This window comes from Nonomuraea sp. NPDC004354 (assembly GCF_053602555.1).
In genome coordinates this window covers 167,986-182,235 of record NZ_JBSGDV010000010.1, presented here as the reverse complement: position 1 = coordinate 182,235, position 14,250 = coordinate 167,986, and the positions used below count along the sequence as shown (strand labels likewise).

Annotated in this window: 13 protein-coding genes, 3 tRNA genes and 1 pseudogene; 6 read left to right on the top strand and 11 right to left on the bottom strand. The window is 72.8% G+C overall.

The window, feature by feature from the left end; all coding sequences use genetic code 11:
• Nucleotides 1-45 precede the first annotated feature (45 nt).
• Nucleotides 46-1,443 carry a helix-turn-helix domain-containing protein gene (locus tag ACWENQ_RS26575; protein ID WP_452416686.1) on the top strand — a complete coding sequence of 466 codons (1,398 nt, stop codon included), beginning with the start codon at nucleotides 46-48 and terminating at the stop codon, nucleotides 1,441-1,443.
• Between the two features lie 165 nt (nucleotides 1,444-1,608).
• Here ACWENQ_RS26575 and ACWENQ_RS26570 read toward each other — a convergent pair whose 3' ends face one another.
• Together ACWENQ_RS26570 and ACWENQ_RS26565 are read right to left on the bottom strand one after the other, a co-directional pair.
• Nucleotides 1,609-2,580 carry an alpha/beta hydrolase gene (locus tag ACWENQ_RS26570; RefSeq protein WP_452416685.1) on the bottom strand — a complete coding sequence of 324 codons (972 nt, stop codon included), beginning with the start codon at nucleotides 2,578-2,580 and terminating at the stop codon, nucleotides 1,609-1,611.
• A 274-nt stretch (nucleotides 2,581-2,854) separates the two neighbouring features.
• Nucleotides 2,855-3,619: a VOC family protein gene (locus ACWENQ_RS26565; protein WP_452416683.1), complete on the bottom strand. Its 765-nt coding sequence runs from the start codon at nucleotides 3,617-3,619 to the stop codon at nucleotides 2,855-2,857.
• Between the two features lie 138 nt (nucleotides 3,620-3,757).
• Between ACWENQ_RS26565 and ACWENQ_RS26560 the strand changes: the two genes are divergently transcribed.
• Entirely contained in the window at nucleotides 3,758-4,006 is a 249-nt protein-coding gene (locus ACWENQ_RS26560; protein ID WP_354912439.1) for a hypothetical protein, read from the top strand.
• A 314-nt stretch (nucleotides 4,007-4,320) separates the two neighbouring features.
• Here ACWENQ_RS26560 and ACWENQ_RS26555 read toward each other — a convergent pair.
• The 7 genes and pseudogenes from ACWENQ_RS26555 to ACWENQ_RS26525 all read right to left on the bottom strand — a co-directional run.
• Nucleotides 4,321-4,824 (bottom strand): annotated as a pseudogene (locus tag ACWENQ_RS26555) (O-acetyl-ADP-ribose deacetylase); the annotation flags it as partial.
• Between the two features lie 30 nt (nucleotides 4,825-4,854).
• Complete coding sequence (locus tag ACWENQ_RS26550) at nucleotides 4,855-6,258, bottom strand: dihydrolipoyl dehydrogenase family protein (RefSeq protein WP_452416681.1); 1,404 nt, start codon at nucleotides 6,256-6,258, stop codon at nucleotides 4,855-4,857.
• Between the two features lie 34 nt (nucleotides 6,259-6,292).
• Nucleotides 6,293-6,460: a hypothetical protein gene (locus ACWENQ_RS26545; protein WP_452416679.1), complete on the bottom strand. Its 168-nt coding sequence runs from the start codon at nucleotides 6,458-6,460 to the stop codon at nucleotides 6,293-6,295.
• Nucleotides 6,461-6,503: 43 nt separating this feature from the next.
• Nucleotides 6,504-6,578 (bottom strand) — tRNA-Val (locus ACWENQ_RS26540).
• A gap of 1 nt (nucleotide 6,579) precedes the next feature.
• Nucleotides 6,580-6,650, bottom strand: a tRNA-Cys gene (locus ACWENQ_RS26535).
• 29 nt (nucleotides 6,651-6,679) lie between these two features.
• A tRNA-Gly gene (locus ACWENQ_RS26530) sits at nucleotides 6,680-6,751 on the bottom strand.
• 56 nt (nucleotides 6,752-6,807) lie between these two features.
• A complete protein-coding gene (locus ACWENQ_RS26525) occupies nucleotides 6,808-7,461 on the bottom strand; it encodes an ACT domain-containing protein (RefSeq protein ID WP_449926070.1) in 654 nt (217 codons plus the stop codon).
• 137 nt (nucleotides 7,462-7,598) lie between these two features.
• Here ACWENQ_RS26525 and dusB point away from each other — a divergent pair, with 137 nt between their 5' ends.
• From dusB to ACWENQ_RS26510, 3 genes are all read left to right on the top strand, one after another.
• A complete protein-coding gene (dusB, locus tag ACWENQ_RS26520; protein ID WP_452416677.1) occupies nucleotides 7,599-8,708 on the top strand; it encodes a tRNA dihydrouridine synthase DusB in 1,110 nt (369 codons plus the stop codon).
• 67 nt (nucleotides 8,709-8,775) lie between these two features.
• Nucleotides 8,776-10,662: a TRAP transporter permease gene (locus ACWENQ_RS26515; protein ID WP_452416675.1), complete on the top strand. Its 1,887-nt coding sequence runs from the start codon at nucleotides 8,776-8,778 to the stop codon at nucleotides 10,660-10,662.
• Complete coding sequence (locus ACWENQ_RS26510) at nucleotides 10,659-11,642, top strand: TAXI family TRAP transporter solute-binding subunit (RefSeq protein WP_449926079.1); 984 nt, start codon at nucleotides 10,659-10,661, stop codon at nucleotides 11,640-11,642. Before ACWENQ_RS26515 ends, ACWENQ_RS26510 begins: the two co-directional genes overlap by 4 nt.
• A gap of 46 nt (nucleotides 11,643-11,688) precedes the next feature.
• Here the strand turns inward: ACWENQ_RS26510 and ACWENQ_RS26505 are convergent, their stop codons facing one another.
• Entirely contained in the window at nucleotides 11,689-12,183 is a 495-nt protein-coding gene (locus tag ACWENQ_RS26505; RefSeq protein ID WP_449926082.1) for a DUF2087 domain-containing protein, read from the bottom strand.
• A gap of 48 nt (nucleotides 12,184-12,231) precedes the next feature.
• On the opposite strand from ACWENQ_RS26505, the gene ACWENQ_RS26500 reads away from it, so the two are divergent.
• Nucleotides 12,232-12,828, top strand: a complete 597-nt coding sequence (locus tag ACWENQ_RS26500) for a hypothetical protein (protein WP_452416673.1) — start codon at nucleotides 12,232-12,234, stop codon at nucleotides 12,826-12,828.
• Between the two features lie 213 nt (nucleotides 12,829-13,041).
• On the opposite strand, the gene ACWENQ_RS26495 is transcribed toward ACWENQ_RS26500, so the two are convergent.
• A complete protein-coding gene (locus ACWENQ_RS26495; RefSeq protein WP_452416671.1) occupies nucleotides 13,042-14,226 on the bottom strand; it encodes an ROK family transcriptional regulator in 1,185 nt (394 codons plus the stop codon).
• Nucleotides 14,227-14,250: the final 24 nt, after the last annotated feature.

Sequence of the window (14,250 nt, the reverse complement as noted above, 5' to 3'; positions counted from 1 at the left end):
GCCGGGCACCGCCGGCGCAGCAGGAATCCTGGCTACCCTGACCGTGTGCAGGGACTGTTGCTGCGCCTGTCCGCGCTCGACACGGGCGCCGAGAGCGCGGTGCGGGTGATCGCGTACTTCGACTCGCTGGTGCGTGACCACGTCGGGGTGGCGACCCTGCTGCAGGCGACGGCGACGCTGGCGCAGTGCCCGGTGGGGCTGTTCGACGCCTCGACCGGACGGCGATGGCGCGCCATTCCCGGGCAGCGGGCCACCGCCGAGCGTGAGTCCGCCGCCCAGGGGCCCGCCGCCGCGCGTGGATCCGGCCACGCGCAGGTCTCCAGCACTTCGCCAGGGGCCGCCGACGTCCAGGGTGCCGGTCCTTCGAAGGGGCTCGTCGACGTCCGGGATGCCGGCCATTCGCGAGGACCCGTCGACGTCCAGGCGGCCGGTCCCCCGAAGGGGCTCGTCGAGGTCCAGGGCGCCGGGCACTCGAGAGGAGCCGTCGACGTCCCCTCGAAGGGGCTCGTCGAGGTCGAAGGGGCCGGCTGCTCGCCAGGACCCGTTGACGCGCCGGAGTCCGGTTCCTCACCAGGGACCGGCAGCGGTCGGGGACCGGACCTCGCGCCCACGTCCCACGGCGGGCCCGAACCCGGAAGACAAGCCGGCGCCGGGCCGCTCACCAGGGAGCTCGGCGCGGGGCTCGGCACGGTCTGGATGGAACGTGAAGGCGACCCGCACGGCCTCGACGAGATCGTGCTCGAGAGGTTGGCCGTCGCGGCCGAGGTGACGCTCGAACGCGCCGCCCCGGCGGCCGATCCCGCCCTGGTCGAGCTGGCCCTGTCGGCCGACACCGGCGAACCTGAACACGCGAGGGCCCTGCGCCTGCTCGGCTTCGACGCGGGCGTTCCGCTGCAGGTGCTCGCCGCGCCCGCCGCCTGCCGGTCCGCGCTCATGGCGGGTCTGCGCGCGGACGGTCTGCACGCCAGGAGCGCCGCGGTCGGCGAGCTGGCCGTGGTGATCGTGACGGCCGAGGTCGCAGGGCTGCCGCCGGCCGTACGGGCCGGGGTGGGACCGCCGGTGAGCCCGGCCAAACTCGTCGAGTCGTGGGAGGCGGCCCGCCTGGCGCTGCGCTTCACCGGCGACGGGGCGCGGGACCGGGTGGTGCGCTGGGCCGATCTGGGCGCACTCGCGCTGCTGGCCGCTCACGTGCCCGACGCGGCCGTCGCCGCGCTGCCCGACGTGCGGGCGGTGCGCTCGCTGCCGCCCGAGGTGGCCGCCGCGGTGCGGGCGCTGTGCGAGGAGGGCTCGGTACGGCGGGCCGCCGCGGCCGCGCACCTCCACCACAGTTCGATGGCCGCCCGTATCGCCAGGGCGGAGGTGGCGCTGGGCTTCCCGCTGGCCGCGCCGGCGGGTCGGCTGCGCGCTCACCTCGCACTGTCACTGGCCCGCCTGGTCACCTGACCCGTCACCCGGACGGTCATCACCCGCCGCGTCCGGTGAGTGCAGACGAACACCTCCCGGACGGAGCCGACAGATCCCGTGGAAGACACCGTGGTCAGTCAGAGCAAGGGCCAGGCTCCACCGGGAGGCGTTCACCTGCATCCTCGTTGTCAGGCATCCTCGTTGTCAGGGCAGGAGGGCCCGTCGCAGGGCGCTGATGCGCGCCGCCCCCGCCTGGCGGCTCACCTCCACGTCCGGGATGATCATGTCGAAGCCGTGGAAGGTCCCCGCGTAGAGGTGGAACTCGGTGGACACCCCCGCCTGCGCGAGCCGCTGCGCGTAGGTGAGGCACTCGTCGCGGAACACCTCCAGAGCGCCCACGTCGATGAACGCGGGCGGCAGCCCCGTCAGGTCGTCCGCCCTGGCCGGAGCCGCGTACGGCGAGACGTCGGCGGTGCCCCTGCGGTCGCCGAGCAGCGCGCTCCAGCCGAAGACGTTGGCCGCGCGGTTCCAGACCACCGCCTCCTCGAACTCCAGCGTGGACGGCGTGGCGTCGCGGTCGTCGAGCATCGGGCAGATCAGCAGCTGGTAGGCGACGGCGGGACCACCCCTGTCCCTGGCCAGCAGCACCGTGCCCGCCGCGAGCCCGCCACCGGCGCTCGCCCCGCCCACCGCCAGGCGTGCGGGGTCGACGCCCAGCTCGGCGGCGTTCTTCGCGGTCGACAGCAGGCCCGCGTAGCAGTCTTCGACCGGCGCGGGGTCGGGGTGCTCGGGCGCCAGGCGGTAGTCGACGGCGACGACCACGCACCCGACCTCCTTGACGAACCGCGCGGCGAACGCGTCGTCGCCGTCGGCCGAGCCGACCACCATGCCGCCGCCGTGCACCCAGTAGAGGCACGGCAGCGGGCCGGGCGCGGGCTGCGCGGGACGGCTGATGCGCAGCCGTACGTCGGGAGCGCCCTGCGGGCCCTGCACCCACCTCTCCTCGACCGAGACGAGCGGGTCCTCGACCACGGTCGCCGCGCGCATGGTGGCCGTCTGCGCCCGCAGCGCGGGCAGGTCGTCGAACGTCAGCGTCGAGATGTCGGGGAAGGACATGTCGAGCAGGTCGAGCGCGGCGGCGAGTTCGCGTGCGAGGTGCGGGTGGTGGGGCATCATGCGGAACCTTCCGGTCGACGGGCGTGCATCTCGATGGTGCGTGGCGGTGCGCGCCCCGCACAACCGCAAGGCGGCGGGCATGCGCGCCGATCCCACCGCCGGATGGCGGTCCCCGGCGGCACCGGCGAGCGGCCCGCATCGGGCGGCGCTCAGGCACCGGTGACCGGCCTGCGGCGGGCGGCGCTCAGGTGCCGGTGACCGGCCTGCGGTGGGCGGTGTTCAGGTGCCGGTGACCGGCCCGCGGTGAGCTGTCACCTGGCGCCGGCGGCCGTGCTCAGGAGGAGCTGGTGATGATCGCGCAGCGTGCGCCGAACGGGTCGTCGACGGCCGCGAAACGGCCCACTCCCTCCACCGACTCCGCCGGCATGACGACGGTGGCGCCGAGCTCCTGCGCGCGGGCGAGCGTGGCGTCGCAGTCGGCGACCTCGAAGTAGGGCAGCCAGTGCGGCGCGTCACCCTCCCCGAGCGGCGCGAGGCCGCCGAAACTCGCGTCGTCGCCCTCGGCGGTCGAGATCACGATGTAGTCCATGGGGCCCATCGGCACCGTCTCGACCCTCCATCCGAAGACGGCCTGGTAGAACGGCTGGACGGCGGCGGGATCGGACACGTGGAGCTCGGCCCAGGCCAGCGAGCCCTGTTCGGTGACGAGGTCGAGGCCCTTGGTGTCGCCGCCCTGCCAGACGGCGAAGCGGGCGCCGGCCGGATCGGTGAAGTGCGCCATGCGCCCCGCGGTGAAGACGTCGAACGGCTCGGCGCGGACACGGCCGCCGTGCTGGACGACCAGCTTGGCCGTCGCGTCGGCGTCGGGGGTGGCGAAGTAGGTGGTCCACGCCGCGGTGGCCCCCTCTTCCATGAGCGGCCCGAGAGCCGCGACGGTCCTGCCGTCCTGCTGGAAGAAGCCGTAACCGCCGGCGTCGGGCCCCGCCGACTGGAAGGCCCAGCCGAAGACGCCACGGTAGAAGGCGGCGGCCGCCTCGACGTCGGGAACGCCGAGGTCGATCCAGTCGGGCGCGCCTGGAAGGAACTGGGTGGTCAGCATGCAGCCAGCTTGACACCCGCCACCGGCGAAAACCGGGAACGCCGACGGGCGCAGCGGGTCGCGCGTGCGGGGGCGCGTTTTCCCTCCGAAACCGGGTAGCTGATCGCCGTCATGTCCCAGCGAGCGGGGAGGCCGACGATGCCGCTCATCGACACCGAATGCGTTCGGAAGCTGCTGGAGTCAGGCGACCCCGACGCGACCCTGGTGTACGTGCGGGGCGACTGCGTGGTGATGCCGGGTGACCAGATCGACGAGGCGCACCGCGGCCTGGTCATCGCCAGGCGCGCCGACCTGAGGGAGTTCGTCGCCGGCGAGCACGCCACCGAGCAGCAGCTGGAGACGCTCGCGCACCGGCTCGACAACGTGGTCCGCGACCTGGGCTCGTAGGGGCGGGGTCACCACTCGTTCTCGTACCAGCGGCGCAGCCGGTCGAGGACCGCCCGCAGCGCGTCCGGGTCGGCCGCGGGTCCGCCGGAGCGGGCGTCGCCGGCGATCGAGGCGGCCAGCCGTACGGCGTCGCTGACGTGGGCCTCGGCCACGTCGACGGTCGTGATGCGCCGCCAGAGCGGCCAGTCGAGGTCCACGGCCGCGCCGAGCTCGTGGAGCACGCCCACGTCGCCGGTCTCGAACGCCGCGCGCCAGTGGTCGCCCGCCTGCGCCGCCAGCACGGCCATGATCTCGTCGTCGGTCGGCCCGGCGCCGGCCGCCGCCTGCTCGAAGGCGGCGTAGGCGTCGGGCCCGAACAGCACGAACCGCACGTCCTCCACGTCGGTGTGCGCGGCGGTGACGGCACACACGGCGATGCGGGCTGCGTCGTCGAGCGGCCAGCCGTAGATGCCGGCGGAGACGGCGGGGAAGGCCACGCTGGCCGCGCCCAGCGAGTCGGCGACCTTCAGCGACTCGCGGTAACAGGAGGCCAGCAGCGCGGCGCGGTCCTGCTCGGCGGAGTGGACGGGGCCGACCGTGTGGATCACCCAGCGGGCCGGGAGCCGGCCCGCCGTGGTGGCGGCGGCCTGGCCGGTCGGCAGGCCGCGGCCGTACCGAGAGGCGCGCAGTTCGCGGCACTCCTCCAGGATCGCCGGACCGCCGCGCCGGTGGATGGCGCCGTCCACCCCGCCGCCGCCCATGAGAGAGGAGTTGGCGGCGTTGACGACGGCGTCGACCTGCTGCTCGGTGATGTCGCCCTGGACCAGCGTGAGCCTCATGTGAAGGTCCTACCCCCGGATGCGCGGCTGTCAGAGCCCGTACTCCTCCAGCAGCCGCAGCCACACCTCGCTGACCGTCGGAAACGCCGGTACGGCGTGCCACAGCGTCTCGAGCGGCACCTCGGCCGTGACCGCGACCGTGGCGGCGTGCAGCATCTCGGCCACGGCGGGCCCCACGAACGTGACGCCCAGCAGCACCCTGCGCCGCTCGTCGACGACCGCCTTGACCCGCCCGGTGTATCCCTCGCCGAGCAGCGACGCGCCCGCGACGCTGCCCATGTCGTACTCGACCACGCGCACGTCGAAGCCCTCGTCGCGGGCCGCCCGCTCGGTACGGCCGACCGAGCAGACCTGCGGGTGGGTGAACACCACCTGGGGGGCGCCCTTGCCGTCGGCGCTGTCGCGCAGCGAGGGGGCGTCGTCGGGCCTGCCGTCGGCGCGGGCGGCGATGACGTCGCCGCACACCCTGGCCTGGTACTTGGCCATGTGGGTGAGCAGGTTGCGGCCGTTGACGTCGCCCACCGCGTACAGCCAGTCCGATCCGGGTACCCGCATGCTGTCGTCCACCTCGACGGGGCCGTTCAGATCGAGCCCGACCCCGTCGGTGGCGGGCCGGCGGCCGGTGGCCACCAGCAGTTCGTCGGCCACCACGCTGTCGCCGCCCTCCAGGTGGACGGTGACGGGGCCGCCGTCGCCGTCCCGCTCGACGCGGGTCACCTTGGCGCCGAGCCGTACGTCGATCCCCGCCTCGCGCATCGCGTCGACCAGCATCCGCCCGGCGTACGGCTCCATCCGCCCGAGCAGGCCGCCGCCGCGCACCAGCACCGTCGTCTCGGCGGCGCCCAGGGAGTGCAGCGCCTGCGCCATCTCGCAGGCCACCACCCCGCCGCCGAGGACGATCAGGCGACCGGGCACGTCGCGGACCGTGGTGGCGTCCCTGCTGAACCACGGCCTGGCCTCGGCCAGCCCCGGCACCGGCGGGACGACGGGGACGCTGCCGGTGGCCAGCACCACCGCGTGCCGGGCGCGGAGGGTGGTGACCGTGCCGTCCTTGCCCGTCACCTCCACCAGACGCTCGCCCGCCAGGCGCCCCCTGCCGCGCAGGAGCGTCGCGGGCAGCGAGGTGACCCACTCCGCCTGGCCGCTGTCGTCGAGGTTGCCGACCGCCTTGTCCCTGGAGTTGAGCACCGCCGCCACGTCGATGGGCCCGTCCAGCGTCAGGCCGGGGACCATGGCCACCTCGGCCGCCAGCTCCATCGGCCGCAGCAGCGCCTTGCTGGGAACGCACGCGTAGAAGGAGCACTCGCCTCCGGTGAGGTGATCCTCGACCACGGCGCAGGACAGGCCGCCGCGCACCACCCGCCCTGCCACGTTCTCTCCTGCGGGACCCGCGCCGATCACGACCACGTCCACGTCGGTGCTCTGCATCGTCATGTTCCGACGGTACGGCCTGCGGGACGGAAGACCGTCACCAGGTCAGGCGAACCGCCTCGGGGAGCGGTGGCAGGAAGGTCGGCCCCCGCCGCCTGCGGGCCTCGGCGCAGACGGGGCACGGGTCGCGGGAGAAGGCCTCCGCGGTCACCCGCTCGTCGTCGCGGGCGCACGATCTCCGGACAAGATCCAACCGTGCGGTCATGGCCGGAGAAACACGAAACCCCAGGCCCGAGGGCCTGGGGCAGTGGTGGACGATACTGGGATTGAACCAGTGACCTCTTCCGTGTCAGGGAAGCGCTCTCCCGCTGAGCTAATCGTCCGAGGTGGAGACGGGATTTGAACCCGTGTGGACGGCTTTGCAGGCCGCTGCCTCGCCTCTCGGCCACTCCACCGAGGGAGGCCTTCAGCTATGGCCTCTCCGAGCGGAAGACGGGATTCGAACCCGCGACCCTCACCTTGGCAAGGTGATGCTCTACCACTGAGCCACTTCCGCGTTGCCGCTCGTTCGCGGCGACAAGGAAACTCTAGCGGAGTTTCCGAGCACATGCGTCATCCATCGCTCCTGCGTAGCTGCCTGGCGACACTCCGCTCCGTCGACGGCAGGCTCAGGAAGATCTCCAGGATCCTGGTCAGCCGGTGGACCTCGATGCGATGGAAGGCGGGACCCTCCGAACGCGCCAGCATCAGCACGAGCGCCAGCGGGGGCAGCGGAGCGGCGATGACGTGCAGACCAGACTCCAGGCTGGCGGCCAGCGGCCGCGGCGGGGTGAGGTCGAGCATGGGCACCTCCCGCGGGGCGCGCCAGCTGGAGTAGACGGGGGTGCGCGGATCGCCGTCGGTGGCCGCCGCCGCCCAGTCGGCGCTGAACAGCACCGGCATCGAGTCGATCAGCGTGGACAGCCCCCTGTCGCCCGCGGTGGCGATGTACTTGAGGATCTCCAGCTCGGGATAGGTGCCGGGGGCCTCGCGCGTGGTCCAGAAGCCTTCCACCGTGACGCCCGGCACCCCGGCCAGGCTCTTGGCCAGGGCCTCCTTCGAGACGCCGTCGGGACAGAAGACCGTGAGGTCGTCGAGCGCCCTGCCCGCGCCCCGCTCAAGTACGGTGACCTGGGTGATGTCGGCTCCCGCCGTACCGAGGACGTGGGTGATCCGGCCAAGGGCGCCGGGCCGGTCGGGCAACGCGACGCGCAGTCGCAGAAGCATCCATGGCCTCCCGAGGTCGCAGATCGATCCCAGATCATCACACCCTATCCGCGAATAACGCTCACGGCCGCTGGTGCGCTAGAACTTAACGAACCGCAAGCCGAAGCAGTCACAGGAAGCGAGGGCGGCGTTCCGCCATGAAGATCGGGCCCCTCGAGGTGTGGCCACCGGTGGTGCTCGCGCCCATGGCGGGCATCACCAACGCGCCCTTCAGGGCGCTCTGCCGCGAGCAGGGCGCCGGGTTGTTCGTGTGCGAGATGATCACCACCAGGGCCCTGGTCGAGCGCAACGCCAAGACCCTGCGGATGATCAGGTTCGCCGACACGGAGCGGCCCAGGAGCATCCAGCTCTACGGCGTCGACCCCGAGATCGTCGGCAGGGCGGCGAAGATGATCGCCGAGGAGGACCTGGCCGACCACATCGACCTCAACTTCGGCTGTCCCGTGCCCAAGGTCACCCGCAGGGGCGGCGGGTCGGCGCTGCCGTACAAGAGGAACCTGCTGCGGCGGATCCTGCGCGCCGCGGTGAGCAACGCGGGCGCCCTCCCCGTGACGATGAAGATGCGCAAGGGCATCGACGACGACCACCTCACCTACCTCGACGCCGGCCGGATCGCGGTCGAGGAGGGCGTGGCCGCCATCGCCCTGCACGGCCGTACGGCCAGGCAGCACTACGGCGGCGTCGCCGACTGGAGCGCGATCAGGCGGCTGAAGGAGGCCGTCACCGAGATCCCCGTCCTCGGCAACGGCGACATCTGGAGCGCCGACGACGCCCTGCGCATGGTGGCCGAGACCGGCTGCGACGGCGTGGTCGTGGGGCGCGGCTGCCTCGGGCGGCCCTGGCTGTTCAAGGACCTGGACAACGCCTTCAACGGCGGCGCGGAGCGGGCCAGGCCGACCCTCGGCGAGGTCGCCGACACCATGGCCAGGCACGCCGAGGGGCTCACCGCGTGCTTCGACGTCGAGCGCTACGCCGTCGCCGACTTCCGCAAGCACGTCGGCTGGTACCTCAAGGGCTTCTCCGTCGGCGCCGACCTGCGGCGCGAGCTGGCCACCGCCGAGTCGCTCGACGGGCTCAGGGCGGGCCTGGCCAAGCTCGACCGCGACCAGCCGTGGCCGCCCAACACCGACACCCCGCGCGGCAAGTCGGGCGAGCGCGACCGGGTGCACCTGCCCGACGGCTGGCTCGACGACCCCTACGACAGCGTCGTCCCCGAAGAGGCGGAGTCGGACGTCTCGGGTGGCTGACCGGCTCTTGACCGGCATCACATGATCCCTTGACTATCTGTCGGTGCACCTGGGTAACGTGCCCAGCGTGAGCGCCTCTTCCACCGAGGACCTGATCGCCGCCTACGACGCCGAGCGGCCCGTCCGCCGGCTCAGCGAGCGCCCCGCGGCCCTGGTGACGATCGTCTCGCTCGGGCTGGCGCTCTACGTGCTGTGGTGGACCTTCTTCCCCGGCGCGCTCCAGCCGTACCGGATCGGGTTCCTGGCGGTCGTGCTGCCGCTGGTGTTCATCTGCTACGGCCGCGACAAGGAACGCCCCTCGCTCCTCGACTGGACCCTGGCGGGCCTGTCGCTGGTGGCCTGCCTCTACCCGCTGGTGACCTTCGACGAGTTCATCAGGCGCGCCTTCGACCCGACCACGCTCGACGTCGTCACAGGCCTGGCGATCACCGCGCTGGTGCTCGAGGCGGCGCGCAGGACCGTCGGCTGGATCCTGCCGGCCGTCTGCCTGGTCTTCATCGCCTACGCCTACTGGGGCGGCTGGATCCCGATCGGCTGGGCGATCGGCCATCGCGGCTACGACGTCGACCGCATCGTCGTCGCCTTCACGATGGGCACCGAGGGCATCTACGGCGTCCCGCTCGACGTGGCGGCCACCTACATCATCCTGTTCACGATCTACGGCGCGGTCCTCGACCACTCCGGCGCCGGCAAGTTCTTCGTCGACGTCTCGCTGGCCGCCTTCCGCCGGTCACGCTCGGCGCCCGGCCGTACGGTGGCCATGGCGGGCTTCCTGCTCGGCACGGTCAGCGGCTCGGGCGTGGCCACCACCGTCAGCGTCGGCAGCGTGGCCTGGCCGGTCCTCAGGCGCGCCGGGTATCCGCGAGAGCAGGCCGGCGGCGTGCTGGCCGCCTCCGGCATCGGCGCGATCCTGTCGCCGCCCACGCTGGGCGCCGCGGCGTTCATCATCGCCGAGTACCTCAGGGTCAGCTACCTGCAGGTGCTGCTCTACGCCACCATCCCGACGGTGCTCTACTACCTGGGCATCTTCCTGGCGATCGAGATGGACGCCAGGAAGTACGGCACGCACGCGGTCGCCGTCGACGCCCCCAGGGCGGGACACCTGATCAAGCGGTTCGGCTACCACTTCAGCTCGCTCTTCGTGATCATCATCCTGATGGCGGCCGGCCAGTCGCCCTTCCGTGCGGTCGTCTACGCGACGCTGCTGGCCTTCGCGCTGTCGTTCCTCGACCCCGAGCACCGGCTCACGCCGCGCAGGGCCGCCGAGGCGCTGGCCGCGGGCGTCAAGGGCGTGCTGCCGGTGGCGGCCACCTGCGCGGCGGCCGGCACGATCGTCGCGGTCGTCACGCTGACCGGGCTCGGGCTGAAGGTCAGCTCGCTCATCGTCGGGCTGTCGGGCGGCAACCTGGTCGCCACCGCCGTGCTGTGCGCGGTGGCGGTGCTGCTGCTCGGCCTGGCCGTGCCCGTGACGGCGTCGTTCGTGATCGCCGCCGTCATCATCGGGCCCGCGCTGACCAAACTCGGGGTGAGCTTCCCCGAGGCGTACATGTTCATCTTCTACTACGCGGTGCTGTCGGAGGTGAGCCCGCCGACCGCGTTGTCGGCCTTCGCCGCCTCCGCCCTGACCGGCGGCAACGCCTACCGCACCATGCTCGCCACGTGGAAGTACTCCCTGCCCGCCTTCCTCGTGCCGTTCGCGTTCGTGCTGACCCCGGCGGGAGGCGCCCTGCTGGGGCAGGGGACCCCCTGGCAGATCGCCTGGACGTTCGCCGCGTCGGCGCTGGCGGTCGTGGCGCTCGCGGTGGCCACGGGCGGGCCGGCGGGTCCCGCCGAGCGGGTCCTGTGCGGGGCGGCGGCGTTGCTGCTCCTGGTGCTGTCCCCGGTGCCGATCGCGATCGGCTCAGGTCTTGCTCTGCTGGCGCTCGCCGTACACCTAGTGAGGAGACGCACATGAGGTTGTTGTCCGCGGCGTTCATGGCGGCCTGCATGGCCGGGGTGGTGGCCCTGGCCGGCTGCGGAGGCGACAGGAGCGCCGAACGAGCAGAACAGCCGACGGGAGGCGGCGGCGGGAAACGGCTGTCGATCGCGACCGGCAACACCACCGGCGTCTACTACATCATGGGGGGCGGCCTGGCCGACCTCATCACCAAGAACCTGCCCGGCTACGAGGCCACGGCCGAGGCGACCGGCGCGTCGGTGGAGAACATCCAGCGCGTGGCCAGGGGCGACTCCGACCTCGGCTTCACCCTCGCCGACTCCGCGGCCGACGCGGTGCAGGGCAAGGGCGCCTTCTCCGCGCCCCAGCCGATCAGGGCCCTGGCGCGCCTGTACAACAACTACACGCAGGTCGTGGCGAGCGCCGAGTCCGGCGTCAAGAGCATCGCCGACCTCAAGGGCAAGCGGGTCTCCACCGGCTCGCCCAACTCCGGCACCGAGGTGATCTCGCTGCGGCTGCTCAAGGCGGCCGGCCTCGACCCCGACAAGGACGTCACCCGCCAGGCGCTCGGCCTGCCCGAGAGCGTCGACGCGCTGAAGTCCGGCGGGCTCGACGCGCTGATCTGGTCGGGCGGGCTGCCCACCCCCGGCATCACCGACCTGACGACCACCATGAAGGACGAGGCGGTCTTCGTGCCGCTCGCCGACGTGCTGCCCAAGCTGCAGGCCGAGCACGGGCAGGTCTACACGGCGGGCAGCATCGGCAAGGACGTCTACCAGGCGCCGGCCGACGTCGCCACGGTGGTGGTGCCCAACCTGCTGGTCGTCAACGAGAAGATGGACCCCGCGCTGGCCGGGAGCATCACGAAGCTGATCTTCGACCACCACGCCGACCTGGTGGCGGTCTCGAAGGCGGCCACGGAGATCAACAAGGAGACGGCGGTGCGGACCGAGCCCGTCATGCTGCACGACGGGGCCAAGAAGTACTTCGGCTCCTAGCCGAGATCTTTCACAGATCCAGAAGACCGGGCGCGCGGCCGCGGCGTCACACCTCGACGGGGCCGCCGCTGCGCCAGTAGACGTTGGCGTCCCTGCTCAGCAGGTCGTGATCGACCAGGTAGCGCCGCAGCGCCGAGAAGTCGTGGTGGAAGGCCCGCAACGCCACGTTGACGTCCTTCTCGGTGTAGCGGACGCCCGGCTCGAACACCCTCACGATGTGGCGCAGGACCACCAGGCGCTTGTCCGCCTTCGCCGGGATCTCCCTCAGCCGGCCGTCCACCAGGAACGCCTGCAGGACCCGCTCCTCCTGGGTCATGGCCCGCGGTGGCGGGGCCGCCGCCTTCAGCAGCTCGCGGAACCGCTCGGGGCGCGCCGCCCAGCTCCCGTCCGCATGCCGTACGGCCAGGCCGCCGCGCTCGAGCCGGACGAGGACGTCCTCGTCGGCCTCCGGCCGCTCGCCCAGCACCAGCGCGGCGAAGGCGCGCAACGTCGCGTCCTGGTGGAGGAGCCCGAGGACTCGCCGGATGTCTTCGTCGTTCATGCAGCCATTTTGAACCATTGGATCACCTCAAGCGTCTGATCCACCGTGATGACCAACTTCCTGCTCGCCGGCGCCCTCGCGTTGACCGCCTCCGCCCCCACCATCCCGCCTGGCTTCCTGCTCTGGGACAAGGCGGCGACCGCGAAGGACAACGACCCCGAGACGAACTGGGCCGTCAGCAGGCGCACCACGGCCAAGCTGACCGTGAACCCGTGCGACAAGGCCGCGCTCGCCTCGGCGGGCCGCGTCGCGGCCCGGACGATCATCTACACGGCGGTGCCCGACTTCCAGAAGTCCGAGCAGGTGATCCTCTACTCGACCAAGGAGCAGGCCACGCAGGCGCTGGCGGATCTCAGGTCGGCGGTGCGGACCTGCGCGTCGGCCAAGAGCGGTCAGTCGGACTACAGGTACTCGGTGAAGGCCGTCACGCTGGGCGACGAGGGCCTGGCCGTGACCGGGCAGGTCTACATGGGCCGCAAGGCCGCCATCGGCGGCGAGCGCGCGATCGTCGCCCGCAAGGGCACCGCCCTGGTGCTGTACTCGCAGGCGGGGGAGTGGGGCAAGCCCGCCGCCGCGGATTTCGTGGCCCAGACGAAGGACGCCACGAAGATGCTGGGGAAGATCTGCACGATCGCGTCGTGCTGAATGTCACGAGCTTGAGACAGGATCATGACACGATCGCGGCGTCGTGACGGGAGGCTTGGTGGAGAAACGTGTGCCGGGGCGTCCATTGCCAGTCCGTTCCGGCACACGTTCATCGTTTCCGCGGGCTCGTACGCCGATCGCGGCCGGCTCTGGGCGGTGATGACGCGCCCGCCGGGAAACCTGGGTGTCCGCCGGTGACGCCGGCCGTTCTGGTCAGCGGTGGCGGCCCGCCGTGCCCGCGTGGAACACGCGCTCCCTGGCGAGGGACAGGGCGAACTCGACGGCGCCCGCCCGGACCGCGTTGCCGCCGACGGCGCTGGGCAGCAGCACGGTGCGCGCCTCGACATCGGCGACTCGGTCGGCGACGCGCTGGTGGAGCGCCTGGCCTCCCGCCCGCAGGAGCGGCCCGCCGAGCACCACGAGACCTGGGTCGAGGACCGCGACGAGCCCGCTGACGGCGACGGCCAGGCGGGCGGCCACCTCGTCGAGAAGCGCGGGGTGCCCGCTCGCGAGCGCGCGGGCCGCGGCCTCGGTGGCATCCCAGGACTCCGAGGCGCCACCCGGCATCCGGACGGCGGCGCGCGTCTCTTCCGGGGCGCCCGGCGCGCGGGCGGCGCCCCAGGCGCGGACGAGGTCGTTGACCGCGTCGGCGCCCAGCAGCGAGCCGAGGGGGCGGCCGTCGGGCGTCAGGATGGACCCCACCTCGCCGCCCCGGCCGGACGCGCCGCGCCAGAGCCTGCCGTTCAGGACGATGCCCGAGCCGAGCCCCTGGCCGAGCCAGAGCAGCGCGAAGGTGTCGGCTCCCCGGGCGGCGCCGGCCGCCTGCTCCTCGAGGGCGACCAGGTTGACGTCGTTCTCCATGCGGATGCGGGGATTGCCGAGCAGTTCGCGCAGCGGCGCGAGGTCGTGCACCCGCCGCCGGTGGGGCAGCCCGCTCACCGTGTCGAGGCGGTCGCCGGCGCCGCTGTCGGCGATGCCCGGCATGCCCACCACGATCTGGTCGAGGGCGGCCGCCGCCAGCCCCGCCTTGCCCGCCGCCGCGTGCAGCGCCCCGGCGAGCGTGGTGACGGGGTCGCGCTCTCCGGTCGTGGCGATCCTGTGCTCGGCGATCGGCCGGCCCGCGAGGTCGGCCACCGCCACGTCGAGCCGGGAGGAGGTGACGTCGACGCCCGCCACGTGTCCGGCGGAGCCGTCCAGCGCCCACATCTGGGCGGCGGGGCCCACGCTTCCCGACTTGCGCCCGCCCTTGCGCACCAGGCCCGCGCTCTCCAGGCGGCGCAGCACCTCGGCGGCGGCCGCCTTCGACAGCCCGGTCCTGGACTCGAGCTCGCCCCTGGTGAGCGGTCCATCGCCGAGCAGGAGCTCGAGGGCGGCGCGCTCGTTGAGTGTCCGCAGCACGCGCGGGCTCCCCGACGTCATGAT

Excerpts from the sequence above, each read along its gene's own strand:
- ACWENQ_RS26570 (WP_452416685.1), bottom strand. The coding sequence starts at position 2,580 with ATGATGCCCCACCACCCGCACCTCGCACGCGAACTCGCCGCCGCGCTC.
- ACWENQ_RS26565 (WP_452416683.1), bottom strand. The coding sequence starts at position 3,619 with ATGCTGACCACCCAGTTCCTTCCAGGCGCGCCCGACTGGATCGACCTC.
- ACWENQ_RS26560 (WP_354912439.1), top strand. The coding sequence starts at position 3,758 with ATGCCGCTCATCGACACCGAATGCGTTCGGAAGCTGCTGGAGTCAGGC.
- ACWENQ_RS26550 (WP_452416681.1), bottom strand. The coding sequence starts at position 6,258 with ATGACGATGCAGAGCACCGACGTGGACGTGGTCGTGATCGGCGCGGGT.
- ACWENQ_RS26545 (WP_452416679.1), bottom strand. The coding sequence starts at position 6,460 with ATGACCGCACGGTTGGATCTTGTCCGGAGATCGTGCGCCCGCGACGAC.
- ACWENQ_RS26525 (WP_449926070.1), bottom strand. The coding sequence starts at position 7,461 with ATGCTTCTGCGACTGCGCGTCGCGTTGCCCGACCGGCCCGGCGCCCTT.
- dusB (WP_452416677.1), top strand. The coding sequence starts at position 7,599 with ATGAAGATCGGGCCCCTCGAGGTGTGGCCACCGGTGGTGCTCGCGCCC.
- ACWENQ_RS26510 (WP_449926079.1), top strand. The coding sequence starts at position 10,659 with ATGAGGTTGTTGTCCGCGGCGTTCATGGCGGCCTGCATGGCCGGGGTG.
- ACWENQ_RS26505 (WP_449926082.1), bottom strand. The coding sequence starts at position 12,183 with ATGAACGACGAAGACATCCGGCGAGTCCTCGGGCTCCTCCACCAGGAC.
- ACWENQ_RS26500 (WP_452416673.1), top strand. The coding sequence starts at position 12,232 with ATGACCAACTTCCTGCTCGCCGGCGCCCTCGCGTTGACCGCCTCCGCC.